The following is a 26,785-nucleotide window of genomic DNA, read 5'->3' on the forward strand; positions in this document are numbered from 1 at the left end:
AACATGAGATACACCGTATTAATTGCAGATGACGAACCAGAGATTGTGGAACTGCTTCAGCTCTATCTGGAGAAGGACTATACCATTAAGACTGCGGTGAATGGAGCCGAGGCGTTACAATGTATACGTTCTACACAGATCGATCTGGTCATACTGGACATCATGATGCCTGTGATGGATGGGTTGCAGTTGATCAAACAGATCCGGGCTACACATCACATGCCTGTTCTGTTCCTATCCGCCAAAAGTCAGGATCACGATAAAATCCTTGGACTGGGACTTGGGGCAGATGATTATATAGCGAAGCCATTCAACCCGCTTGAGATTGTCGCCAGGGTAGAGGCATTGCTCAGAAGAGTCAATCATTTTGATGCAGCGGAGGTTCCCGCAGCGAAAGAACAGAATCTGGTATTAGGTGATCTGACCCTGGATCGATCCCAATGTATCCTTTTTCGTTCAGGAAGTCCTGTAACATTGACCTCTACAGAGTATAAAATCATGGAATTGTTGCTCGATCAGCCTGGCCGAGTGTTCACCCGTAAAAAAATATACGAAGCGGTCTGGGGCGACTATTATGCGCACGAGGACAGCACGATTATGGTACATATCAGCAACATTCGGGAGAAGATCGAGCGTGACTCCAGACAACCGGAATATCTCAAAACGATAAGGGGACTGGGATACAAAATTGAAGCGCCCATGGAAAGCTAGAGAAAAAAGACTGTTGCAGACATCCCTGACACTGGACTTCTTGCTGTTCAACTTCTTTTTACTGTTACTGGTATTGATCGTGTACCTTATGGTGTCACTGGATGTCGTGGATTTTCGTATATCGGATCAGGTGGTTGATCCGGATTTGAATGTCGAAGCCCATGTGTACGTGGCAGAGCTGGAGAACGAATTTTACTCCGGTGGGGGTTCGGTATCGAAAGATAAAGACACCGAGATTCAACGTCTCAAGGACAGCGGTGGCTGGATTGAGATACTGGATGCGAATCGCACCGTCATTCGTCATGTAGGAGATAAGCAAGATGCGTTCACCCAATACAGTGAAGCCGATCTGTATGCTGGATTGGAGAATCGGAGTGACCAGCCGTACTATTACTCCATCACTCCGTTTTCGACAGATGGAGCGGCAGCGTATGTGTTGCTGAAGATCCCGCGTGATCTGGTCAGCGTAAGGATTAATGATAATCAATTGATTACCAATCTGAAGCACCCGTTATCTTTTTACATTATGATTGGCATCGGTTTAGTGTTGTCATTGATCTTTGTCTATAGCTATTGGGTCGCACGGAGAATCAAAAAACCACTCAGCATTCTCTCCTCGGGTCTTACGCAGATGATTCAGGGAAATTATAGTACACGGATGTCGATCTCGGCCGAGAGAGAGTTTGTCCAGATTGGTGAGACCTTTAACTACATGGCGGACGTCATTGAGAACACCTCTGCGGAGAAACGTTATGCAGAAGAGAGTAAACAGCGACTGATTGTAGACTTATCACATGATCTGAAGACACCGATAACATCTATACAGGGATACGCGCAGGCATTGGTGGAAGGACGTGGGGAAGACAAGGACAGGCAGCAACGATATCTGGGATATATCTATAACAAGTCCGTTCAAGTTGCACGCATGATACAGAATATGCTGGAGCTGCTCAAGGTGGATTCGCCCGATTTCCGCATGCATATTCAGAGAAGAGAAATTGGAGAATTCGTGCGCGAGATTATGGCAGATACGTATGGGGAGATTGAACAAAAACAGTTTGTCCTTCACGTACTTGTTCCTGATCAGGAGATCTACGCGAGGTATGATCCCGAGCTGTTATCCAGAGTCATTCAGAATCTGATTACCAATGCTCTGTCTTATAATCCGCCCGGAACAGAAATGCGCGTGGAACTCATTCCGCTTCATACCCATGTGGTAATTGAAGTGGCAGATACCGGAGTGGGCATACCCCAAGAACTGTGGTCAACGATCTTTGACCCGTTTGTACGAGGGGATGAGGCGCGGACAGCGACCGGAGGCACCGGACTTGGTTTGTCCATCGCACGACGTAATACGGAGAAAATGGGCGGACGGCTGATCCTTTCCCGGCGTGGGCGAGAGACCACCGTGTTTACCATTGAGATTCCAAATTAAATAAGAGAAGAAATGTCCATGTGGAGGGGAATATTTTGTTCAAAGGAAATACGTTTGTCAGGTTCAGTATTGCACTGGCTCTGATATTGGTTAATATCTATTTATTATCACGTGTGAGCTTCATCTTTCAGCCGCTCGTTACCATGATCACGGTAATCACCGTGCCGATGATGTTATCGGTGTTCTTTTATTATCTGCTAAGGCCGCTCGTGAATTATATGGAGAAAAAGAAAATAAATCGCACGTTAAGTATTTTGCTAATCTATCTGGTTATTGCTATTCTGGGTGTGTTCTTCATCATTGGATTATGGCCATCGTTACGTGAGCAGCTCATCAACCTGGTCGATAACGCACCGAATCTACTTAATTCATTAAGTGAACAACTGAGAGAGCTGGAGCAGAATGGTGCGATTCAAGCCTTGTTCCCGGAGGGATCTACACCTTTATCTCAGATCACGGAGTATATCAACAAAGGATTTAACTTTGTGACCAACTATGTAAGTGGATTTTTCTCACTCGTGTCCAGTTTTGCGATTATCTTGTTTACATTACCGATCCTTTTGTTCTATATGCTGTTACAAGGTGAGAAATTCGGCCGTAAACTGGCACATATCGCTCCAAAACGTTTCCAAAATGACAGCCGTGAAGTCGTGCTTGAGATTGATCAGGCGCTGAGTGGTTTTATTGTGGGAAGAGTCTTGGTGAATCTGGCGCTGGGTGTACTGATGTATATCGGTTTCCTGATCATTGGACTGCCGTACGCATTACTGCTCACGGTAATCGCGGTCATCATGAACTTTGTTCCGTTTATCGGAGCGATTGTGTCGTCCGTGCCTATTGTGATCATGGGTCTCGTGGTATCGCCATCGGTTGCCATCTGGTCTCTGATTATTATTCTCGTCGCCCAGCAGATTCAGGACAACCTGGTTGCACCCTACGTATTTGGTAAAAAACTCGATATTCACCCGCTAACGACGATTATTCTGGTTTTGGGTGCAGGGGACCTCGGTGGAATTATTGCCATCCTAATTATTATTCCGGTGTATATGATTGTTAAAATTCTTTTGGTTCGAATCTACAACATGTTCTTCAAGGACAAATGGCAGAATGCATAGAATCTAAATTATTCGAAGGAGTGGAGCACATGTCTGAAATTATCGAAAAACCATACAATGAACCTGAATATATCGCACCTCAATCTGTTCAAATGGGTACCATTCACATCTCGAACGATGTGCTGTCCAAGATCGTGGGGATGGCCGCGCAGAGCACGAATGGTGTATCCTCCATGTCCGTGGGACTGACTGAAGGCATTGCCAAGAGCATCAGTGGCAAAAGTCTGCAAAAAGGGATTGATGTGCACGTCAAAGACGATCAGGCCACCATTCAGCTGCGCATCAACATTCAATATGGCAACAAGATGCACGAGGTTTGCCGTGAACTTCAACATAATGTTCAACAGGCTGTAGAACAATTAGCTGGCGTTATGGTCAATGAAATTAAAGTACAAGTCGTCGGCGTATCCATGCCGGAAACGGTATAAACGAATGGCAAAAACAGCACTTTCCCAATTAACAACTTAACTGGGAGGGTGCTGTTTTATGTTTGCGGTAGTAGGTGGGAGCTTCGCCCATCACTTTTTTGAACATTTTGGAGAACAGCAATTGATCGGTGTAGCCCACAGAACGGGCAATATCACCAATGGTCAGACCGGGATCAAGCGTCAGTTCAGCTGCCCTGCGCATCCGATAATGGACCAGATACGACTGGATGCTGCTTCCCATCTGGTCCTTGAAGAGAGAGCACAGGTAACTGCGCTGCAAACCGACATGGGCCGCGATGGATTGAACGGTAATGGCATTGGCATAGTTCATTTCAATAAAGTCCATTACCTGCGTTACGTACGTTTCCTTCGAATAATCCGGCATGGGTTGAAGATGATCTGCATTGGCCTGATCAATTAAAATAGAGAAGAATTGATACAGCAAACCAGTCATGCTAATCTCCCAGCCTTTATGGGTATGCCGCGAATTAATCATTCGGTGCAGGCAGGATCGCATCTCGTCATCCTCATTGCCCAGCTCAAAGATCGGGTGATGCTCCGACAGACAGGCCTGCTGTAAAAAGGAAGAACTATTGCTGCCTTGAAAAGCAACCCAGCTGTATTCCCAAGGGTCATCCTGATCTGCTTCGTAATGTACGACGGAATGCGGAACAATCAGAAAACCTTGACCTTTGTGCAGGGTGTACGTTTTGCCACCAACTTCGAAGGTGCCTTTGCCATTCAAAATATAATGAATTTTGTAGTAGTCTCTCATGGCAGGGCCAAAGTGGTGACCTGGTGTACAGGCTTCCGTGCCATAATGAAGGAGCTGAAGCTCCTGAAAATGATTGTTCTTGAACATATACGTAATCAAGGGTATTCACTCCTGTACGATTTCGTCTCATCTTGCATTTTAACATATTGATTCGTACAAAAGATCAATCATTTAAGATTAGTTTATATAGATATAACAATCATTTTTCCATATGTTCAAAGTGAAATGCCATATCGTTTTGCCAGAAAAATGTCTAAGATGAAAAGGAATTCAACAAACCTTACAGGAAAGTGAGAATGACGATGCCCTATACTGCGAGTGAACAACGATATGATGAGATGAAATATGTACGTTCCGGTAAATCCGGAATCAGACTGCCGCAAATTGCGCTGGGTTTATGGCAGAACTTTGGTGGCAACCGTACATTGGATATTCAGGAAGAGATGATTTTGCGTGCCTTCGACCTCGGAATTAACCATTTCGATCTGGCGAATAACTACGGTCCACCTCCAGGCTCAGCGGAAGAGAACTTTGGCGTGATTTACAAAAAACATCTGCGTCCTTACCGGGATGAGCTGCTCATCTCGTCCAAGGCAGGCTACCATATGTGGAGTGGACCTTACGGCGAATGGGGCTCCCGCAAAAATCTGATTGCCAGTCTCGATCAAAGTCTTGGTCGGATGGGACTGGATTATGTAGACATTTTCTATCATCACCGTCCAGATCCGGATACACCATTGGAAGAAACGATGACGGCGCTGGATCATATCGTACGCCAAGGTAAAGCACTGTATGTGGGCTTGTCCAATTATAATGCAGAACAGACACAAGAAGCGGTGACCATTCTTCGTCGTCTGGGTACGCCATGTCTGGTTCATCAGCCAAACTACTCGATGCTGAATCGCTGGATTGAAGACGGTTTGCAAGACGTACTGGATGAGCAAGGCGTAGGCTCCATAGCGTTCTGTCCGCTTGGCCGCGGTCAGTTGACCAATAAATATGTCGACAAGATCAAGGAAGAACGAGCCAACCCAACTGGCAATTTGAAAAAAGAAGCATACACGGACGAACGGATTGCCAAGTTCGATGCACTTCAGGCGGTTGCCGAGCGAAGAGGTCAAACTATCTCCCAACTGGCTCTGAACTGGATCTTGCGTGGTAACCGTGTAACTTCCGCACTGATTGGTGCAAGCCGTGTGTCCCAGATCGAAGAAAACGTAGCTGCGCTACAGGCACCGGATCTGACGACGGAAGAGCTCAATGAAATTGAGAGCATTTTGGACGGCATGGGTAATTATCCTTGGTAACCGAAAAATTATAGTTAGGCTAAAATTTTCGTGTAATGAAAGATTGAAAAATAAAATGGTGCCTCCCTGATGTTTCAGGTTGGCGCTATTTTTTTATATGTCATTTTCTTTATAGGAATAGATCGATTATAATAGTTCATTAATTGACCTATGTTTATTTTTTTCGGAATGAGCCTAGTTCATAGCACCTGGTCCTAGGATTTAGGGTATAATATATAGAAGCTTTACATTTGAATTACGAAGGAGAGGCTCCATTTGAACTTTGAACAGTGGATTTCGCCTGAAAGCTATAACCTGACATCCGAGATGGAAAATCATCCATCAGACCGGATTGCACTTAGATGGCTCAGCGATCAACGGGAATTGGAAGAGATCACGTACGGTGATTTATTCAAGCAGGCGAATCGTCTTGCTGGAGGTTTGCGTGAACTTGGACTAGAGAAGGGTGATCGGGTGTTGGTCATGGTACCACGCCGTATTATTGCCTATGTTATTTACATTGCTTGTCTGAAATTGGGGATTGCCGTTATTCCTTCCTCCGAGATGTTACGGGCCAAAGATCTTGAATATCGTCTGCGTCACTCTGAGGCGCGGGCTGTTATTGTATGGTCCGAGACGACCTCGGAAGTGGAAAAGATGGACGCAGATCTGCCATCACTGGCACATCGCATCGTGGCATCACCGAATGGTGAAGTCGGCGTACCTGCTGAAGGTTGGGTCAATGTGCATCAGTTAATGCAAAATCAACCCGATGAGATGGCTGCGGTGGAGACTCATCGTGATGATACGGCTATTCTTGCTTATACTTCGGGCACAACAGGTAATCCCAAAGGAGTTGTACATAGCCACGGTTGGGGATATGCCCACCTGCGGATCGCTTCTTCATTATGGTTGGATATTCAACCTTCAGATACCGTATGGGCAACGGCTGCACCTGGCTGGCAAAAATGGATCTGGAGCCCATTCCTGTCGGTACTCGGAAGAGGCGCGACTGGACTGGTCTACAATGGATCATTCCAGCCCAAGCGTTACCTGGAACTGATGCAGGAACATCAAATTAATGTCCTTTGCTGTACACCAACGGAATATCGGTTGATGGCCAAAGCCGATGATCTTGGACATTATGACCTGTCTCATCTGCGCAGTGCCGTGTCAGCGGGCGAACCGCTCAATCAGGAAGTCATTGAAATCTTCCAACGTCACTTTGATCTGACTATTCGAGACGGATATGGACAGACCGAGAGCACGTTGTTAATCGGCAGTCTCAAAGATGCGCCTGTGCGAATTGGCTCCATGGGTCAGTCGATTACACCTGGATTGATTGAAATTATTGACGAAGAGGGACAACCTGTTCCTGCGGGTGAAGTGGGAGATATCGCGGTGCACAAAGAGATGCCAGCTTTGTTCCGGTCCTATTATCAGGATGAGGGACGGAAGGAAGCGAGTCAGCGTGGCGATTATTTTGTAACAGGAGACCGTGCACGTAAAGACGAAGAAGGTTACTTCTGGTTTGAAGGCCGCAGTGACGATATCATCATCAGTTCGGGTTATACGATTGGACCATTCGAGGTGGAAGAAGCACTCATGAAACACGCCAGTGTGAAGGAATGCGCGGTGGTTGCAAGTCCGGACGAGATCCGCGGCAATATTGTCAAAGCTTTTGTCGTGCTGAGAGACGACTCACTGGCTTCACCGGAATTAATGCGTGAATTGCAGCACCACGTCAAGGAAATCACAGCACCTTATAAATATCCACGCAAGATCGAATTTGTTACGGATCTGCCGAAGACAAACTCCGGTAAAATCCGCCGGATCGAACTGCGCGAACAAGAAAAACGAAATAGTTAGATCATTTTGTATAGATGAAATTTTGCAAATTGATCATGCATAGTGAAAGTGAAGGAATCGATTCTGAAGAAGCGATAGCGTTCGTATTTGTCTCCAAATTTTAACCTTTGAAAAATACGATGAAGAAAATTTGGAGACAACGACGATCTAAAGAACGATCCTTCGCTGTAACGGCCACTCAATAGATCCGAAGACATTTTGCAAACCGATGCCATTAATATATGAAACAGGAGTGAACACAACCATGAGTCAATTTGAACAAACCTTTGAAAAGTCATTGGAACAATACGCAGAACTGGTTGTCAAAGTCGGCGTAAATATTCAAAAAGGACAGGATCTGCTCGTAACCGCTCCTATCGAAACACTTGAATTCACACGTCTGATTGTGCAAAAAGCTTATGCGGCTGGTGCGAACTATGTACAAGTGGACTTTGATGACGACAATATTACCCGCAGTCGTTTTGAGCATGGCTCCAATGACAGCTTCGACTACTATCCGGCGTGGAAGGCGGATATGATGGAGAAGTTTGCAGAAGCAGGCGGCGCTACCCTGACAATCAAAGTTCCAGATCCTGAACTGTATAACGGTATTGATTCGGACAGCGTTTCCCGGGCAACGAAAGCGGCTGCTCAGGCACGTAAAGGGTACGCAAAATATACACGTAACCATGAAATTAGCTGGTGTCTGATCAAGGCACCAACCAAGGCTTGGGCGAACAAAGTGTTTGCCGACATTCCGGAAGAAGACCGTATCAACGTGATGTGGGAAACCATCTTCAAAATGAACCGTGTCGATGGCGGGGATGCTGTACAAAATTGGAGAGAGCATCTGGATACCTTGAATACCATGAGTGATCTCCTGAACAAGAAGAACTATAAGAGCCTGCATTACCGTGCGCCAGGTACTGACCTGAAAATTGAACTGGTCCACAACCACATCTGGGGTGGCGGTGGTAGTGAAAATAAACAAGGCGTATACACAGTCGCTAATATGCCGACTGAAGAAGTATTCACCATGCCGAAGCGCAGCGGAGTGAATGGGTATGTTAGCAGCACCATGCCTTTGAACCTGAACGGGCAACTGGTAGATCAGATGAGAATCACATTTAAGGATGGACAGGTTGTAGCGTTTACGGCGGCATCTGGCGAAGAGCATCTGAAGAACCTGTTTGCTACCGATGAAGGAGCGCGTTATCTGGGTGAAGTGGCACTCGTACCGCATGACTCCCCAATCTCCAACCTGAATCGCATTTTCTACAATACGGGTATTGACGAAAATGCATCCTGCCATTTGGCTGTGGGCAGCGCTTATCCATTCAACATGAAAGATGGCACAACGATGTCTAACGAAGAGTTACTGAAGCATGAGTGCAATGTGAGCTTGACCCACGTCGATTTCATGATCGGTTCCGCAGAGCTGGATATCGACGGTGAGTTACAAGACGGTACAATTGAGCCGGTATTCCGTAAAGGCAACTGGGCATTTTAATTTCTAATCTAGTTATATAAGTTGAACTAAAGATTATTTACACTGACACTACGATGACAGAATAACCTTCCAATCGCTGTTATCCCCAGTTTTTTTGATTCCCTTTTCTCAAGGGAAAAATCCGGGGATAGCGTATGCTTCCGATGCAGCTTTCTTTCAGAAAGCTTTTGGGCGAGTGTGTGCTTTCGAAGTAGCTTTCTTACAGAAAGCTTTTAGCTTCGCTTTTTCAGGTTTTTTCTGCCCTCTTCGTTATCGTGTAAATAAACTAATAGTAGTGAACAAGAAAGTGACTTCAACCTGAAGTCACTTTTTTCGTTTCTTTGTAACGTGGATTACTCAGGTCTTACAGGCACACATATTTCGCACCAATGCTCATGGAGTAGTTCCCAACGATATCGTTCTATTACCGGCTTGTTGTCCATCCGATAACCACTTGTTTGTAAATGGGGTATGATTACATTCCATGCCTGCTGAATATCTTCTGCGGTGTGCTTCACTTTACAGATGAGATAATCTCCACCTGATAATTCTCCAAACTCAATAGAATCATCTTCCAGACGTTCGAATTCGGCAATAACAATACAGGCATCATATCTACATTTTTCGGGAGGTGTGCTCGCTGGGTCATCTTGAGGGATACCCAGTAATGTTGCTGATTCGTTAAGCAATTGTTTTTTGTCTGCCCATTGTTTCAGCGTATTCATCGCTTGAGCATTGGCTGGACCGTAAGGACCAACTTGTCGAACATAAGCGAGACGATATGACGGGAGGGTTTCGATATACATTTGCATGAAATTCTTCCTCTCTATTCGGTTTTTCCTTACATGTTGGATGCTAACACGGTATAAAAAAAATTAGATAGGTTAATATTGATTCCCTATGTTGAAACTCATAGAATAGGGATAATATGTTGGAAGACTGCTCCGAGAGAAGAAAAGGAGAGGGAGAGGATCATGGGTATGGATATCACCTATGCTTTCACGGATGAACGTTTCAGGCGAGTTGTGTTGGATCGTTTTTGTAATCAGAGGGGGTTCATTCAGGAGAGTGACGTTTGTGAGGTTGAGATATTACAACTTTCCAATCACAATATTAGCAACCTTGACGGAATCGAGTATTTTAGGGGTCTTCAAGAGCTGGATTGTGACTATATTCAATTGACCGGTCTGGATCTTACTCAGAATCACAAGCTGAGGATGTTACGTTGCAGAGAAAATCAGCTTCTTACACTGGACCTTAGTCCAAATAAAGAATTACAGGTGCTTGATTGCAGCTTTAATCGACTTCGTAAATTGGATCTTTCTCATAATTCCAAGCTTGTTACGTTGGAGTGTCACTGGAATATGTTGTCGGAGCTGGTTACAGAGTCCCTTGAGCGATTGGAGGAACTCAGTTGCAGTTATAACGCTCTTTTCTCGCTTGACCTTGAACACAATAAGCAACTGCAGCGACTCGATTGCGCCAACAATTACATGTTGGAACTTAATGTAACCGGTTGTCCAAATTTAATTGAACTTCGCTGTCACCACAACCATATCAAACAGTTGGATCTTCGTTCGAATTTGGTTTTGGAGAGTGTCCGTTGTTTTAACAATCACATTAGCGAACTGGACATTCGACATAACGTGCAACTACGTGAGCTGTACTGTTCCGAGAACAAATTAACCGAGTTGGATTATAGCGCTAATCCCAAGCTGGAGAGGCTGCAGTTTGCAGATAATCTGATTTTTGAATCCAATCATGAAGTTCAGGGGATGGGTGTATTCCAGTATGACGTATCAATGTCCAATTATCAGATACGCTTGCTGGTTCAGGGTAATGAGCTTGTAGTTACTGCACAGGTTTCAACCAAAACAGAGATGGAAGCCTTATCTCCATATATGGAAGCGACATGGAAACGATGGGATATGCTTGGTGAGCAGGCGCTTAGAACCATTGCCGAGGCCCATCCGGACGAGGATATTAATGCATTGGTTTTGGTTGATGCCGAATTTCAGGGAGATCAATATTTCCGATTGGGTTATGATGCGGGGGATACACCTGCAGGCCGACTGTACATATACGCGGAGTTTGATGAGGAATTTCAAATGTTGGACACCTTGATCTATGAAACATATTAAAGCCACGAGAACGTGGCTTTTTTGCTTGTTATTTTTATGTTATTCAGCGTGCATTTTGTTGAAGCTAACATATTCGTTAATCGGTTTACGGTAACCGCGTGGACGCTGTTTGGCTTCCGACTTTTTGCCGATCGTAATCATCATGGCAGGTACATAATGGTCGGGAATATCCAAACTCCGTTGCAGTTCTTCCGAGTCAAAACCAATCATTGGACAGGTGTCCCAACCGCGATCCTGAGCGATCAACATCAATTGCATGGCAGACAAGCTGGCATTGCGAATCGCATCCTCACGTTGGAAGAATCTGCCGCGAGATTCATAAAATTCAGTGACACTTTGGGATTCCTGCTCGTATTGAAACGGAGTGAGTGCGCCCAGGTTCAGCAAGCCTTCGTTAATGGTGCGGATATGATGATGCGCATTGACGTCGCCCAATACCACGATGACCGCAGAAGCTGTTTTTACTTTATATTGCTGGGAAGCTTCATAGACTTTCTCTATCTGTTCCTCATCTTTAAGCACAAGATAGTGCGTGTGTTGCAGGTTGAAGGCAGATGGTGCGAATTTGTTCAGGGCAAACATCTCTTGTAGTTCCGAATCCGAAATTTCAATTCCTTCTTCAAAAATAACGGCCGATCTACGGTTTTTGACTAGATTCTCTAACTCACTCATGATGGTTTCCCTCGCTTATGTATGATTTATAAACTGACTATAACACACTTAGTTACTTTATGTAAGTATTATTTTAGAATAAGACAAGGTTTGCCTGCCATACGCTAAAATAAAACACTAGAGGTGATTCATGAAAACATTCATCACAAGGTATAAGGGAGGACATAACCCGCATGAATTTCGGGTATATGTGATCCAATCTTCGACGTTAAAACGTTTTGTGGTAATGGAGATTATTCTGGGATCAATCGTTTACAATGTCGCACTGTATTTGTTCCATAATGCACTACTTGCTGGCGTAGGCTCTTGGGCTGGAACAGAAAGTCTGAAGAGATTGCCACTGGTTTTTAGAAGAATTGCGGGTACATGATGATGTGTTCAAATGAGAAAGATTGAAGCAGAAGAGGGCCAGTTTCGGCCCCACCTGCTGCTTCAGCCGTGCTTTAGTCACGCTTCTTTATCTGATCCGATAATTCGCTAAGCTTTGGGTCCCGAACCTACCTTATTTGGCACGTTCCAAATACTGCTCCAGCGTAAGTTTCTGGTTAGTAATCTCACCAGCAATATATACACCTACATAACGTACATGCCATGGCTCATAAGAATAGCCTGTCAATTTCTCCTGATCTTTACCGTAACGGATGATGAATCCGTACTTGTGGGCATTGGCTTTCAGCCATTTGCCTTCTTTGGTGTTGCCGAAGCTTTGTTGTAGATCATAACCGGCCGAAGCGCTGGAGATATCCATGGCTAGGCCAGTCTGATGTTCGCTTTGTCCTGGACGAGCACTTGTCTTATTGGCAACAGCTTCACCTTTGATACTGGCATTACGGTCAAAGATCGATTTTTGGGTCGCATAAGAGCGATAGCCGGACACCGCTTTGATATCAATGCCGTCTTTTTTGGCGGCGGCGAATAATTTTTCAATCGCGGTTGCAGCCACTTTACGCATTTGTTTCTTCGGACTGGAGCCTGAGAAGCTAAAAGGAATATTAGGGACTACCAAATCTTGAGGTGCATAAGTCGAAGGCAGATTTCTCTTTTTATTGACAAGCACAACTGTACTAGACACATTGGTCACCGTTGCTACATTTTTAATCGTTTTGATCGTACGACCAGGTGCATTATCATGCAGAAATTGAGTGAAGCTGGAACTCGCAGCAGATGCGACAGGATTCAAGCTTGAAGTAATAGGAAGGGTAGTAAAAGCAGAACCTGATACAACAGAACCTACCAGAATTGTGGATATGATGGATTTACGAGTAAAAGATTTCATGATGTGTGTTCCTCCTCGGATTATATGAATCTATATACCGAGTATACTAGAGGATTATATCCATAGGTTCTCCAATTGTTTCCGAGTTGTAAACAAAGTTTGTTAGAGTCTTTTTTGCAACTCTGATAGAGGCATATAAGGAAGAGAACATTAAAAAAAGCCGTTGCATTAGATGCAGCGGCTTTTGATGTGAAGAGAGGCAATGCTAGATTAATTCCTGCTGGAGACTGTATTACAGCATGCAGGCGTCAGATCCACTGGAGTTTCCTACAGTCACGGCGCGGGTATCACGAACACGAACGTTACCGCTGAGGACACCGGAATCACTGCTCAATTTGAAAGAAGGATAGTTTTCTTCCGTATCCAGCTTCATGTGTTGTTCAAGATTCAGCTGCTGCTTCGGATCAACATAGAACGGGACCAGATTGGTTTCAATCTGCGCGTCGAGAGTCGCAAGTTCGTCAACAATGATAATCGCGATAACTCCGTTACATCCGCAACCTTCTAGGTCATAGATTACTTTGAAATATCCGGGTTGGTCATTCAGGCTTTCGGTCAAGCGTTTTGCAGCCAGATCAGTAATTTGAATATACATATGGGTACACTCCTTTATAAATGAAAAAAGTGGTGAAAGGATAATTTATACTCTCAATGACTATCAATATTATACCACTATCGACATAAATCAACGCATTATTTTTTCGTGAACAGATAGCTCTAGTGAAAATGATGGAAGCAACACCATTATCCGGAGCAGTGATTATACGAACACACTTTTGGGGAAATAGATGAGAATGAATGTTAGGGCGTGTCTGAGACACTCCCTAGATAAAGGGGCGAAGAGTGCGGATGATTCAGTTTGAAAATGTATCTAAACAATATCCTGATGGGACTACAGCCTTGCGTCAGGTTAATCTCAACATTAACAAAGGAGAACTGTTCGTCATGATTGGTCCAAGTGGATGTGGCAAAACCACCATGCTCAAAATGATCAATCGCCTGATTGAACGAACAGATGGAACAGTAAGCATTAATGAACGCCCAATCGATGAATACAACATTCACGAATTGCGATGGAATATCGGATATGTGCTGCAACAGATTGCATTGTTCCCGCATATGACGATTGCCGAGAATATTGCGGTTGTTCCTGAACTGCGAAAATGGAAGTCAGATCAAATCAAGAAGCGCGTACATACGTTGCTGGACATGGTTGGATTGCACGGAGACACGTACAGTGAGCGTAAACCTGCCGAGTTATCTGGAGGACAACAGCAGAGAATTGGTGTGTTGCGTGCACTCGCTGCCGATCCCGAGATTGTCTTGATGGATGAACCGTTCAGTGCACTCGATCCGATGAGCCGCGAGAAATTGCAGGACGATATTCTGGATATCCAGCGTCAGATGAAGAAAACAATTGTGTTTGTCACCCATGATATTCAGGAAGCGATGAAGCTGGGGGATCGCATCTGCATTATGAAGGATGGACAGGTTCTACAGGTAGGCACTCCGGAAGAACTGATCCAGCATCCAGCCAATGATTTCGTACGCGAGTTTGTGGGGAGTCCAATTTCCGATATGAGTGAACAGTCTGCATTTGATCTCGAATCCATCATGTTACCCATCTCACCTGGTCATGTGCCAAAATCGGCCAAAACAGCCGTTCCCGTATCCATTACGTTGACGGAGTTAGTTGAGATCATGACTTTCCATGACCGTCTGCTGGTTGAACGTAACCGCCAGATTATTGGCGAGATCAGTCGGGCTGATCTGATGAAATATTGGTCCGGTCAGTTACAGGAGCGAGGTGATGGACATGAGTAGATTCACGGAGGTGTTCAGCGAGCGTAAAGGTCAGTTATTGTCTGCACTGCTTGAACATATTCAGATCTCATTTATCGCGTTGTTCTTTGCTGTTCTCATTGCTATTCCGCTTGGTATCTATTTGACACGAAAGCCAAGAGTTGCTGAACCGATTATCGGGGTTACGGCTGTATTGCAAACCATTCCTTCTCTGGCGCTTCTCGGATTGCTTATCCCGTTATTCGGCATAGGCACACTGCCTGCAATTATTGCACTGGTGGTGTATGCGCTGCTCCCGGTACTTCGCAACACGTACACAGGCATATCCGAAGTCGATCCTTCCATGGTCGAAGCGGCGAATGCGATGGGCATGAATAGTCGGCAACGGCTAATCAAAGTGGAGCTACCGCTGGCGATGCCTGTCATTATGGCCGGAATTCGGACCGCGATGGTCCTGATTGTAGGGACGGCGACACTTGCTGCTTTGATCGGCGCAGGAGGCTTGGGTGCATTAATCTTACTGGGCATTGATCGGAATGATACGGCACTGATCATCCTAGGAGCTATTCCAGCCGCATTGTTGGCCATTTTGTTTGATGTGCTATTGCGTCAGTTCCAGCGCTTGTCATTCAAGAAAACTTTGGTTACCTTGGGTTCGCTTGCTCTGATCGCGATACTTGTGATCACCATTCCCTTTTTTGCGAGGGGAGGACAGAAGGATCTCGTCATTTCCGGGAAACTGGGGGCGGAACCCGAAATTCTGATTAATATGTACAAATTACTGATTGAAAAAGATACAGACCTGACCGTTGAACTAAAGCCCGGATTAGGCAAAACGCCATTCCTTTTCAATGCACTCAAGTCGGGTGATATTGATATCTATCCTGAATTCACAGGGACAGCCATCTCCGAATTCATGAAGGAAACAGCTGTGAGTACGGATCGGACAGAGGTCTACGAACAGGCTAGAGACGGAATGCTGAGTCAGTTCAACATGGTGCTTCTGAACCCTATGGATTACAACAACACGTACACTTTGGCTGTACCCCAGAGTATCGCAGATCAATACAATCTCAAAACGATTTCCGATCTCAAACCGGTGGAGCAGCAGATGAAGGCAGGATTTACACTTGAATTCTCGGATCGGGAAGACGGATACCTTGGCATCCAGAAGAAGTATGGGATTGAATTCCCGAACGTGGCCACAATGGAACCCAAGCTTCGCTATGGTGCTGTTCAGCGTGGCGATATCAACCTCGTAGATGCCTACTCCACAGATAGTGAGTTGAGACAATATGAACTCGTTGTGCTGGAGGATGATCAGGAGTTATTCCCGCCTTATCAAGGCGCACCGATGCTTCGTCAAGAAACGGCAGATCAATATCCACAACTGGTTGAGGTGCTGAATCAGCTTGCTGGCAAAATTACCGATGACGAGATGCGTCAGATGAACTATGACGTGAACGTAGAGGGAGCGAATCCCGAAAAGGTGGCAGCAGAGTACCTTAAACAGGCTGGATTGCTGTAACTTCAGGCATCACTGCAATAGATATAACAAAAGGATGAGGAGGAACCGTGATGACCCAAGAAACCTATGACTTGATTGCAATCGGAACAGGAAGTGCAGCAAGCTCTGTAATCACCCGTTGCGCTGAAGCTGGCTGGAAAATCGCTGTGATTGATGAACGTGAGTTCGGAGGAACCTGCGCACTGCGCGGTTGTGATCCCAAGAAAGTGCTGGCTGGAGCCGCGGAGCTGATTGACTGGAATGAACGGATGCAAGGGAAAGGAATTCAAGGACAGGCGAGAATAGACTGGTCTGAATTGATGGCGTTTAAGCGCACTTTTACCGAGAGCATACCCAGAGCAAGCGAGGATAAATTCAAACAGGCCGGAATGGATACGTTTCATGGTAAAGCATCATTTGTCGATGAAGACCATATTCAAGTGGGAGAAGAAGTGCTCCATGGCAAACACATCCTGATTGCTACCGGTGCAAGACCTGCGCCACTTGAGATTGAGGGCTCAGAGCATCTTATATATAGTGATGACTTTCTGGATCTGGAACAGCTGCCGGATCGATTAGTTCTGGTAGGCGGTGGATACATTGCATTTGAGTTTGCGCATATTGCGGCCAGAGCCGGGGCGGAAGTCCATATCCTGCATCGGAGTGAACAGCCTCTGAAGTCGTTTGATGCGGAGCTTGTAGAATGTTTGTTGCAAAAATCAAAAGAGATCGGCATTCATGTTCACTTGAACGCGGAGGTGAAGTCCATACGGCAAGAGGGGAACGCCTATGTCGTTCATGGCACACGTAATGGTGCAGATCACCAGTGGCAGTGCGGACTTGTCGTTCATGGAGCTGGGCGTGTTCCTAATGTGGATGGGCTGGAATTGGAGAAAGCCAACGTCAGCTACAGCAAAAAGGGGATTACGGTGAACGAGTACTTGCAAAGTGAAAGTAATCGGAGAGTGTATGCTGCTGGCGATGTGACCGACACAAAAGGACTGCCTTTGACCCCGCTAGCTGGACAGGAATCCCGCGCAGTATCGTTTAATTTGTTGGAGGGAAATCAACACAAACCAAATTATAAAGTCATGCCTTCCATTGTGTTTACTGTCCCTGCACTTGGATCTGTAGGCATGAGTACGGAACAAGCCCAGAAAGAAGGCTACGAGGTACAAGTCAATGATATGTCGAAATGGTATACTTACAAGCGAACGCATGAAAAAGTTGCCATGGCCAAAGTGGTGATCGATAAATCAACCGGCCGTATTCTGGGTGCGCATGTGCTCGGTAGCAAAACAGAAGAATTGATTAACCTTTTTGCAGTGGCGATTCAATTCAATCTAACGACTGATCAGCTAAACACCATGAATTTTGCATATCCTACTGCTGCATCGGACTTGGGTTCGCTATTGTAGAAGTGATGATGTCCCCTCTTTGGGACGGAAGGAAGGATGAGAATAGCGATGTCATCGGATTTTATAGGGCTGCATGAAGGCAAGTGGACCACGGAACCTGTTGCTGCGCGGATGGATAGGGATCGTTTCGTCGTGGAAGCTCAGGAAGGTAGTGACTTCTGGGAAAAAACATTCTACGGGTTCTGTCATCGGAATGGACACGCCATGCTTGCACCATGGGATGGAACGGAAGCCATTGAAATATCTTTCGATCTGAGTTCATTTACCGAATTGTATGATCAGGCGGGATTAATGTTATGGTATGGAAAAGATCAATGGATCAAGGCTGGGGTTGAAGTCAATGATGGTGTCGCTCATGTCGGAGCCGTCGTGACGGATACGTATTCCGATTGGTCATTATCTCCGGTGCCAGAGTGGGGTGGACGAATTGTAACGATCAGAGCCTCCTACAGTAACGAGGCCGTTGTCATACGTGCTCGCACAGATGAGCATGCCTGGCGAACAATTCGAGTTGCGCGGTTTGCCTATCCGACGAACAAACAAGCCGGTCCGTTCCTATGTTCACCGAAGCGTGCAGGTTTTGAGGTAGCCTTTACGAAGTGGAGATCCACGGCACCGGATGAAGACTTGCACACAGATCCGCCAATTACGGATTAAGACAAGTTAACAAGTTAAGATGTACTTTAAATAATGAAACTTGAACAAGTATATCTGGCTTAAAAGCAAGGTAATACAAATAAGCAAGTCTTCCATTAATGGAGGACTTGCTTATTTTCGTGTTTACATTTTGGACCATGAAGAGTACTCGAGTACTCCAGGTGCTAACTCCATAATTTACCGGCTAAGTAAGTTTTTTTGCGTGTACAACGAGAGTGCTTGCGAACTTTACTGAGTTTAACGTTTATTTACTCGTGTCTGTATCCACGGACTGGGACTCGTTCTCTTTTTCATCCTCATCATCATTGGACTTATTGAACTCCAGCATACGCTCCTCGTAATCGTCCAGGAACCATAGTGGGTCCATACTGTCTTCCTCACCGTTGTAATTGATCACGATCTCTTCGCCAGCTTTGATATCTGTATATGCGTAAAAGTCAAAGGTGTGGTTATCAAAATTGATATCATAGGTAGCGTTAGGTTCATAAGAGTGGTTGATCAGACTGCCGTAGCCGAGCAGAATCGCGGTATGATTCGCCCCATATTCGAACACGTAATCTTCCAGGATCGTTTTTTCGACATGCTCATGATCTTCATTCGGGTAAGGCACAACGGGTGCCTGATGGATAAGCGTTCCTTTGGCAATATCAACGGTAGCAAATACCCCGCGGTTAAATTCACTACCATCACCCAACTTGGATTGTTTCACTTCAATCATATTTTTCACCTAATGCTCTTCGAAGAGCTCCGTTCTATATAGTAATAATTCGTTAAGGCAAAATTTTACCCCATACTTTCATTTAAGGCAAATTTCAGACAAAAAGGTGCAATATTTTTGAATATGACGTTGAGTTGTGCAGGATATAACGCTTATAATATACAAAGAATTAAGTCTATATAGAAAAGGTGTCATGAATGAGCATATTAAATGTAGAAAAATTAAGTCACGGTTTTGGTGACCGTGCTATCTTTAACGACGTTTCATTCCGCCTCTTAAAGGGCGAACATATTGGTCTGATCGGGGCCAATGGTGAGGGTAAATCCACCTTCATGAACATTATTACAGGCAAGCTTCAGCCGGATGAAGGCAAGGTGGAGTGGTCCAAACGGATGCGTGTTGGTTATCTGGACCAGCATGCTGTATTGAACAAAGGCCAATCGATCCGTGACGTACTTCGCGGCGCGTTCCAGTATTTGTTTGACATGGAACAGGAAATGAATGATATGTACGGGAAAATGGGCGATGTGACTCCAGAGGAGCTTGAACAACTGCTTGAAGACGTGGGTACAATTCAGGACACGCTGACGAATCAGGATTTCTACATGATCGACGCCAAAGTGGATGAAACCGCACGTGGTCTGGGTCTGACGGATATCGGCCTGGATAAAGACGTCAATGACCTGAGTGGTGGACAGCGTACTAAAGTACTGCTTGCCAAGTTGTTGCTGGAAAAACCCGATATTTTGCTGCTCGATGAGCCTACGAACTATCTGGATGAATTGCATATCGAATGGCTGAAACGTTATTTGCAGGAATATGAGAATGCATTTATCCTCATTTCTCATGATATTCCGTTCCTGAACAGTGTAATCAACTTGATCTATCACATGGAGAACCAGAATCTAACTCGTTATGTGGGCGATTATAATCATTTCCAGGAAGTGCATGAGATGAGAAAACAGCAATTGGAGTCGGCTTACAAGCGCCAACAACAAGAAATTGCTGACCTCAAGGATTTTGTAGCACGTAACAAAGCAAGTGTAGCTACACGCAATATGGCGATGTCCAGACAGAAGAAGCTCGACAAGATGGATGTCATCGAGATCGCCAAGGAGAAACCGAAACCGCAGTTCAACTTCCGTGATGCAAGAACATCCGGCAAGCTCATTTTCGAAACCAAAGGTCTTGTGATTGGTTACAACGAACCGTTGTCCAGACCACTGGATCTGCGTATGGAGCGGGGACAGAAGATTGCCCTCGTTGGTGCCAACGGAATCGGTAAAACAACCCTGATGCGCAGTATTTTGGGTGAAATTCAAGCTCTGGAAGGAACCGTTCAACGCGGTGAACATCTGGAGATTGGATACTTCCAGCAAGAGATGAAGGATGCCAACTACAACACGTGTATTGAAGAGATCTGGCAGGAGTTCCCTTCTTATACCCAGTTCGAGGTTCGTGCTGCACTTGCAAAATGTGGTTTGACTACAAAACACATTGAGAGCAAGGTAGCTGTACTAAGTGGTGGGGAGAAAGCCAAAGTGCGTCTCTGTAAGCTGATCAATAACGAAACCAACCTGCTTGTGCTCGATGAGCCGACGAACCATTTGGACGTTGATGCCAAGGAAGAGTTGAAGCGTGCGCTCAAGGCTTACAAAGGCAGCATTCTGTTGATTTCCCACGAACCGGAATTCTATCGTGATGTGGTTACGGAGACTTGGAACTGTGAGTCGTGGACGACGAAAGTATTCTAAGTTAATACGAGCGAGCTTGCGAACAAGCTCGAAGGGTGAAAAAAGGCGCGAATTTTGCTTGCAAAACAGGCAGAACTCGCGCCTTTTTTGCATGGTTTTAACGAAAAATGTTTGAGTCGATTTCATAGTTGACAGCTTGAATAAGGCAATAATATAATTCAGGAAAGCGATTACATTTTCATATTAAGAAACCTGTTTCACTGTATAGGGGCAAGAAAGACACGGTATTCCGAATGGGTATCATTGCACTTAGAAGAGAAGACGGGTCTTTTTTTGCGCTTTAATGAAACCGGTTTCATTAAAATAAGGAGGTGGACCTAGCTCGTTACTGACCGCTTGGCTGCTGAGGACAGGCCGGACAACAACACCGCGCCTTCAAGAACCATGCTTTCATCTTCCAAGCCAAAGGAGAGAATGAACATTGGATAAACTCAGGAAACCCATGATATTCATGTTATCTGCAACACTTGCGCTATCCTCCGGACCGCTGATGCTGCCGAGTAAGGCATATGCTGATCTGAACAGTATACCCGCCACGTTGTTGCAGGACGATTTTTCGGATGGAGATTTCACGGCATCACCTGCGTGGAACGTTAGCTCAGGCAATTGGGAAGTAAACGCTGACCCGACAGATGCGTCCAACTCGACGCTTTTCCAGAGCGATACCAATGAAGGCATCATCTCCACTGGGGACTCCATGTCGGACATGACCGTGTCCATGCGCTTTTACACGGGAGCCGGTCAGGGGTATCCGGGAATATTGCCGCGGTTTCAGGATAAGAGCAACTTTTACTATTTTCAAATGCAAGTTCCCAATAATAAACTCGTTTTCTCGAAAAGGGTAAATGGGACAGATACACCACTGAAAACAGTGGACTATGTGTTTGCAAAAGATACATGGTACACACTCAAAGTGGTGCTGGCGGGTACCTCCATTCGCGGGTATATCTCGGAAAACGGCTCCGATCGATTGGTATTCGATCTGGTCGATCCTACATACAGCTCAGGTACCGTTGGCATTCGAAATAAGTGGCAGTCGGTACATATCGATGACGTCACTATCGCGGAGCAGCCGCCAGGGAACGATATTCAGCTCTCCATTGCAGAGCAGACGGCATCTTCGGTTTCCCTGCAATGGTCTGAAATCTCAGGTGCATCAACCTACCGCCTGTATCGTTCCTCCACGCCTGAAGGCGGCTATTCCCTGGTAACCAACACCGGAACTTTGGGACACACGGATGTAGGATTAAGTGGGGATACGGTGTATTATTACAAGCTCGCCTTTGAATACGGAGGATTAACCGAATCATTATGGACTGCTCCGCTGGAAGTTCGGACGACTGCGGCAGCACCACAGGCTCCTGGCGAATTAAAAGCGGTAGCACTCAATGCCACGAGTGTTAAGCTATCTTGGCCCGCCGTGGACAAGTCAACTGGCTATCGCGTGGTTCGATCTGAAGCTGGCAGTGACCAATATGAGCAGGTTTACGAAGGGAAGGGGCTTGTTTTCACAGATGAGGGACTTGAGCCCGGCAACAGCTACAGCTATCGCGTGACGGCCTACAACGCAGCTGGGGAGTCAACGTTCACTGTTGCAGAAGCCACGACGTATTCCATTGACTCTCCTGCAGAGTTTGCTGCCACAGCTGTGACGGATACATCGATCTCTCTCGGATGGAATGTCCTGCCTGGATCTGATGTAACGTATACAGTGTCCCGTGCAACAAGTGCAACGGGGACATATCAGCAGGTGTACAGTGGCAATGAAAGCACGTTTACCGATAGTGGTCTGACGATGGGTACAGGATATTTTTACATCCTCCAGGCGACCGTAGACGGCGTAACTTCTCCCGCATCCGCACCGTTGGGGGTTGCCACAGTTCGCACAAGCATTACTCCGGGGCAATTGTGGCCAGATCTGGACGGGAAGCCGATCGATGCGCATGGAGCTGGTTTTTTTTATGATGAACAGACAGAGACCTATTACTGGTATGGCGAATATCATAAGGGCGGCTGGCCAGCGGTTGGTGTGCGTGTGTATTCTTCCAAGGATCTGATGAACTGGACGGATGGAGGCATGGCTCTAACGACGCTCCAATCGATGGATGATTTTGAGAATGACCCGTTGATCTCTGAATTGTATGCGGGGCGTGAGGACCGCGTGGATATCTGGGCAGATATTCGCAAAGGACGGATTATTGAACGACCAAAGGTCATCTACAACGACAAAACGAAGAAATACGTGATGTGGGCCCACATGGACGGCGACAAGGACCCTTATAACGATAATGCAAACTACGGTAAAGCGCGTGCTGGTTACGCGATCAGCGACTCTCCGACAGGGCCTTTCGTGTATCAGAAGAGTTACCGCATGGACAGAACCCCCGAAGGAGAGAAAGATTACTTCCCAAGTGATGTGGGTATGGCTCGTGATATGACACTATTTAAGGACGATGATGGCACTGGCTATCTGATCTACTCCAGTGAGGAAAACCTGACGCTGTATATCTCCAAACTAACTGAAGACTACAGTGACGTAACAGGGTGGCATAAGGAAGGACGAACGGATGACAAAGGCAATCCGGTACGTGATTCCACCTATCAGGCGGAATACGGCGTCGATTACGTGCGTGTGTTCCCTGGAGGGCAACGCGAAGCGCCAGCGATGTTCAAGTATCAGGGTAAATACTATATATTAACCTCCGGAGCTTCCGGATGGGCCCCTAACGAAAACAAAGTGACGGTGGCGGACAATATTTTCGGGCCTTGGTCAACGCAGACCAATCCGTTTGTACGTACGTCGCAGAGCGATCCCGATCCAGGCAAAGCATTTGGCACCCAGACTACATCCGTCATTCCGGTCGATCCGGAAAAAGGCAAATTCATTTACGTAGGGGATACGTGGAACGGTGGCAATTTCTCGAATGACGCTGCAAAATACGTGTTCTTGCCAATTGAGTTTGGAATAGGTTCCGACATTGCCATCAAGTGGTATAACAGCTGGACGCCTGACCTGCTGAATTCAATGGGCAAGGTGGATATCGCTGATCCGCTGCCAGAAGCTGTAGCGCTTGGCAAAGTGCCATCCCTGCCAACCACATTAAATGTGCGCGACGGGGATGAACTGGTGTCAACGCCAGCAGTATGGACGATTGATAATCGGGCTATGACGGCGGAAGATTTTGCTAAGCCTGGACCGCTCACGTTACAGGTAACGACACCGGAATATAACAACAAAAAACAGGCGGTCCGTGTAAACGTCATTCCAGAGAATACACTTTATTTTGTGAATAGCGGAGGTTATGAAACTGCTGATTACAGTCTCATGGGCGCTTATATGAAAGGAACACTTGCCAATCCGGGAATAGCGGATCAGATGTACGCTCCGGCAGAGGGACGTAATTGGGGGTATGTCAGCCCAGATGCACTGGCATCCGGTTCGAATGGCGGGGATATATTCTCGACCGTACGTTATCTGAACGGTGGCAATGTCAGCAATTCTCCTAAAGGCACGGACTTAACCTATACATTTGATGTGCCGAATGGGACATACGACGTGTACGCCGGATTCAACGATCCGTGGACCAATGCATCGCGGAGAGCGAATTTCCTTATCAATGGCACCAATACCGGTGCAGTCACTTTTACACCTGCCAGTGTGAGAGCGCACAAAGGCATTAGTGTATCGGGCAACAAGCTGGAACTGACCGTGCGCAACACAGCATCGCAGGACCCGATGATTAGTTGGATTATGATCGTTAAACCAGATGCGGCACCACCTGCCAATGACAGTGCGGGCCTCAATGCTGATGCGTTTGATTCAACGAGCGCAACGCTTCATTGGGATGCACGTCTTGGCGCAGCAAGCTACAAGCTCTACCGTTCAGATCGTGAGCAAGGTGAGTATAGAGTGGTCTATAACGGCAATTTGAGAGAATACAAGGACAGTGAGTTGAACCCCGGCACAGATTACTATTACAAAGTGGAAGCTTTTGATGCGTCCGGGCAATCCGTGAGCGGTCTATCTTCCGCATATCAGGTACTTACGGTTCAGCAGACCGCTGCCGATGTAGCTACAGGCATTACGGAACTGGAACAGCCTTCTGCAGGTGCAAAAAAACTGAAGTTACCGGTAGTACCGCAAGGTTTCACGGTGACGATCGCTTCCAGTTCGGTACCGTCTGTCATTCAAACCGATGGAACGATTGTCCTGCCATCAATGGAAACAACGGTACTAATTGCGTTGGAAATAACTCGAACTTCTGACGACAGTAAAGCTCTGACTGTGCCTTTGACGGTGAAGGTACCCGCGTCTGTTCCTTCCCCCGGAGGTAACCCTGGTTCGGGAGGTAGTCCAGGCGGCAATTCAGGTGGTAATCCAGGAAATGGTAGTCCAGGTGCGGAGAATCCTGCATCACAACCTGAACCACAGAAAGACCGTACTGTTCTGGAGTTGCAGGGGCAATCTGATCAGAAGGGTGTAGTGCAGTCTAAAGTGGATGCTTCCACCATCAAAGAGGCTTTCAAAGTTGCGCCTACAACAGAAGCGGGTCAGCGCTTGGTTGAACTTCGACTGAAGTCGGTCTCGGGAGCAACTGCATATGAAGTGTCTCTGCCTGCCTCTGCGTTGTTGGATCAAGGTGAATCACATGTGTTCAACATCGTAACTGAGCTGGGGACGTTGGAGCTTCCTGCGACACTGTTAACGAAGGATGCGGTTAGTGACGGTATTGCGTTAATCCGATTGGTCAGAACGGAGCTACCGAAAACAGTCGCAGATCAGCTTGGCACGAAGCATGGGGTTCAACTTGAACTCCAACTGGAGGGTCTGGCTTGGCCATCAGGAAGTGAGTTGGTGCTTAGTCTGCCTTATCAATCATCGCCAAATGCTCAGCAGGATCGAATTGTAGCGTTTGTCATTGACGCGAACGGTGTGGCAACCCCGTTGCCGCAAAGTCACTATAATTCAAATAGCGGGCAGATTGTATTTTCCGTAACACCACTTACAGGAAATTATGCTGTTGTCTCTGTAGAGCAGACATTCGCAGATCTTGCAGAAGTGCAGTGGGCCAAGAAAGCGCTGGAGGCATTGGCTGTCCGAGGTGTGATTGATGCTGAGGCAAGCGGAGATTCCACTCAGTTGCATCCAAAACAGGAGATGACCCGTGGTCAATACGTACAGTGGCTAATGACAGCGCTGGGCTTGAGTACGGCTTCCGGAAATGCGTTCTCTGATGTAAACGAAAAAGCTCCGTACTACGAAGCAGTTACAGCTGCACGTTCGCTCGGTATTACCGGGGGGACTGGTGACGGTCGTTTCTTGCCAGAGTCCACGATCACCCGTCAGGAAATGATGACGTTGACAGTGCGAGCTCTTGCAGCGGCAGGACTGGTTGACTCCGAGATGTCTGCAACAGATAATCTTACTCGTTTCCGCGACGCTTCCAAGATTCGCTCTTATGCCCGGGATAGTGTGGCATTACTTGTGAATTTGGGCATCGCCAACGGGTACAACGGTGAGGTGAAACCTCTTGCCGAAGCGACCCGAGCTGAATCGGCTACGTTGCTATATGCGATGATGAGCAAACTCGTATGGAATAAGTGATGATACATCAGAATCGCAGCGTGTGAAAAAGAAGGCTTACTTTGACCTGAAACCCAGGTTGGAGTAAGTCTTTTTGCGTTACCCTAACAGAGATGGATTCGCACATATTGTTCCTTTATCAGCGAAACTGATAAATGTCATAAAATC

21 protein-coding genes are annotated in these 26,785 nt (G+C 46.3%); 15 read left to right on the forward strand and 6 right to left on the reverse strand.

Features of this window, described 5'->3' with window-relative positions:
* Window positions 1-3 precede the first annotated feature (3 nt).
* The 4 genes from MKX75_RS12635 to MKX75_RS12650 are packed head-to-tail and all read left to right on the forward strand — an operon-like array spanning window position 4 to window position 3,689.
* Window positions 4-711 carry a response regulator transcription factor gene (locus MKX75_RS12635; RefSeq protein ID WP_076330906.1) on the forward strand — a complete coding sequence of 236 codons (708 nt, stop codon included), beginning with the start codon at window positions 4-6 and terminating at the stop codon, window positions 709-711.
* The gene (locus MKX75_RS12640) at window positions 689-2,146 is read left to right on the forward strand and encodes a HAMP domain-containing sensor histidine kinase (protein WP_076330907.1); all 1,458 of its coding nucleotides are present in this window, start codon (window positions 689-691) and stop codon (window positions 2,144-2,146) included. Before MKX75_RS12635 ends, MKX75_RS12640 begins: the two co-directional genes overlap by 23 nt.
* A gap of 35 nt (window positions 2,147-2,181) precedes the next feature.
* Entirely contained in the window at window positions 2,182-3,261 is a 1,080-nt protein-coding gene (locus tag MKX75_RS12645; RefSeq protein WP_062834116.1) for an AI-2E family transporter, read from the forward strand.
* Between the two features lie 29 nt (window positions 3,262-3,290).
* Window positions 3,291-3,689, forward strand: a complete 399-nt coding sequence (locus MKX75_RS12650) for an Asp23/Gls24 family envelope stress response protein (RefSeq protein ID WP_076330908.1) — start codon at window positions 3,291-3,293, stop codon at window positions 3,687-3,689.
* A 28-nt stretch (window positions 3,690-3,717) separates the two neighbouring features.
* Here MKX75_RS12650 and MKX75_RS12655 read toward each other — a convergent pair whose 3' ends face one another.
* Window positions 3,718-4,563, reverse strand: coding sequence for an AraC family transcriptional regulator (locus MKX75_RS12655; RefSeq protein ID WP_339169831.1), 846 nt, complete (start codon window positions 4,561-4,563; stop codon window positions 3,718-3,720).
* Between the two features lie 203 nt (window positions 4,564-4,766).
* Here MKX75_RS12655 and MKX75_RS12660 point away from each other — a divergent pair, with 203 nt between their 5' ends.
* From MKX75_RS12660 to MKX75_RS12670, 3 genes are all read left to right on the forward strand, one after another.
* On the forward strand, window positions 4,767-5,771 hold the full coding sequence (locus tag MKX75_RS12660; RefSeq protein WP_091016774.1) for an aldo/keto reductase: 1,005 nt from the start codon (window positions 4,767-4,769) through the stop codon (window positions 5,769-5,771).
* A gap of 255 nt (window positions 5,772-6,026) precedes the next feature.
* Window positions 6,027-7,619: an acyl--CoA ligase gene (locus tag MKX75_RS12665; RefSeq protein WP_339169832.1), complete on the forward strand. Its 1,593-nt coding sequence runs from the start codon at window positions 6,027-6,029 to the stop codon at window positions 7,617-7,619.
* Between the two features lie 244 nt (window positions 7,620-7,863).
* On the forward strand, window positions 7,864-9,108 hold the full coding sequence (locus tag MKX75_RS12670; RefSeq protein WP_339169834.1) for an aminopeptidase: 1,245 nt from the start codon (window positions 7,864-7,866) through the stop codon (window positions 9,106-9,108).
* Window positions 9,109-9,440: 332 nt separating this feature from the next.
* Here MKX75_RS12670 and MKX75_RS12675 read toward each other — a convergent pair whose 3' ends face one another.
* Complete coding sequence (locus tag MKX75_RS12675) at window positions 9,441-9,899, reverse strand: GyrI-like domain-containing protein (protein ID WP_339169836.1); 459 nt, start codon at window positions 9,897-9,899, stop codon at window positions 9,441-9,443.
* Between the two features lie 162 nt (window positions 9,900-10,061).
* Between MKX75_RS12675 and MKX75_RS12680 the strand changes: the two genes are divergently transcribed.
* Window positions 10,062-11,228 carry a leucine-rich repeat domain-containing protein gene (locus MKX75_RS12680; RefSeq protein WP_339169837.1) on the forward strand — a complete coding sequence of 389 codons (1,167 nt, stop codon included), beginning with the start codon at window positions 10,062-10,064 and terminating at the stop codon, window positions 11,226-11,228.
* Window positions 11,229-11,267: 39 nt separating this feature from the next.
* Here the strand turns inward: MKX75_RS12680 and MKX75_RS12685 are convergent, their stop codons facing one another.
* A complete protein-coding gene (locus MKX75_RS12685) occupies window positions 11,268-11,900 on the reverse strand; it encodes a nitroreductase family protein (protein WP_076330914.1) in 633 nt (210 codons plus the stop codon).
* 130 nt (window positions 11,901-12,030) lie between these two features.
* Here MKX75_RS12685 and MKX75_RS12690 point away from each other — a divergent pair, with 130 nt between their 5' ends.
* Complete coding sequence (locus MKX75_RS12690; protein WP_339169839.1) at window positions 12,031-12,270, forward strand: hypothetical protein; 240 nt, start codon at window positions 12,031-12,033, stop codon at window positions 12,268-12,270.
* Between the two features lie 132 nt (window positions 12,271-12,402).
* On the opposite strand, the gene MKX75_RS12695 is transcribed toward MKX75_RS12690, so the two are convergent.
* Window positions 12,403-13,176, reverse strand: a complete 774-nt coding sequence (locus MKX75_RS12695) for a M15 family metallopeptidase (RefSeq protein WP_339169840.1) — start codon at window positions 13,174-13,176, stop codon at window positions 12,403-12,405.
* Window positions 13,177-13,408: 232 nt separating this feature from the next.
* Window positions 13,409-13,771 (reverse strand): iron-sulfur cluster biosynthesis family protein, encoded by a 363-nt coding sequence (locus MKX75_RS12700; RefSeq protein ID WP_062834125.1) that lies wholly within the window; start codon window positions 13,769-13,771, stop codon window positions 13,409-13,411.
* Window positions 13,772-14,025: 254 nt separating this feature from the next.
* Between MKX75_RS12700 and MKX75_RS12705 the strand changes: the two genes are divergently transcribed.
* The 4 genes from MKX75_RS12705 to MKX75_RS12720 are packed head-to-tail and all read left to right on the forward strand — an operon-like array spanning window position 14,026 to window position 18,561.
* Window positions 14,026-15,000, forward strand: a complete 975-nt coding sequence (locus MKX75_RS12705; RefSeq protein WP_339169842.1) for an ABC transporter ATP-binding protein — start codon at window positions 14,026-14,028, stop codon at window positions 14,998-15,000.
* Complete coding sequence (gene opuFB, locus MKX75_RS12710) at window positions 14,993-16,507, forward strand: osmoprotectant update ABC transporter permease/substrate-binding subunit OpuFB (RefSeq protein ID WP_339169844.1); 1,515 nt, start codon at window positions 14,993-14,995, stop codon at window positions 16,505-16,507. Before MKX75_RS12705 ends, opuFB begins: the two co-directional genes overlap by 8 nt.
* Before the next feature lie 50 nt (window positions 16,508-16,557).
* The gene (locus tag MKX75_RS12715) at window positions 16,558-17,904 is read left to right on the forward strand and encodes an NAD(P)/FAD-dependent oxidoreductase (RefSeq protein WP_339169845.1); all 1,347 of its coding nucleotides are present in this window, start codon (window positions 16,558-16,560) and stop codon (window positions 17,902-17,904) included.
* A 48-nt stretch (window positions 17,905-17,952) separates the two neighbouring features.
* Entirely contained in the window at window positions 17,953-18,561 is a 609-nt protein-coding gene (locus tag MKX75_RS12720) for a DUF1349 domain-containing protein (RefSeq protein ID WP_339169846.1), read from the forward strand.
* 244 nt (window positions 18,562-18,805) lie between these two features.
* On the opposite strand, the gene MKX75_RS12725 is transcribed toward MKX75_RS12720, so the two are convergent.
* Entirely contained in the window at window positions 18,806-19,279 is a 474-nt protein-coding gene (locus MKX75_RS12725; RefSeq protein ID WP_339169847.1) for an SET domain-containing protein, read from the reverse strand.
* Window positions 19,280-19,476: 197 nt separating this feature from the next.
* Here MKX75_RS12725 and MKX75_RS12730 point away from each other — a divergent pair, with 197 nt between their 5' ends.
* Both MKX75_RS12730 and MKX75_RS12735 read left to right on the forward strand, forming a co-directional pair.
* Complete coding sequence (locus tag MKX75_RS12730; RefSeq protein ID WP_062834130.1) at window positions 19,477-21,033, forward strand: ABC-F family ATP-binding cassette domain-containing protein; 1,557 nt, start codon at window positions 19,477-19,479, stop codon at window positions 21,031-21,033.
* A gap of 421 nt (window positions 21,034-21,454) precedes the next feature.
* Window positions 21,455-26,638, forward strand: a complete 5,184-nt coding sequence (locus tag MKX75_RS12735) for an S-layer homology domain-containing protein (protein ID WP_339169848.1) — start codon at window positions 21,455-21,457, stop codon at window positions 26,636-26,638.
* The last annotated feature ends 147 nt before the right edge of the window (window positions 26,639-26,785 follow it).

Source organism: Paenibacillus sp. FSL R5-0341 (assembly GCF_037975235.1).
GTDB classification, from domain to species: Bacteria; Bacillota; Bacilli; order Paenibacillales; family Paenibacillaceae; genus Paenibacillus; species Paenibacillus amylolyticus_A.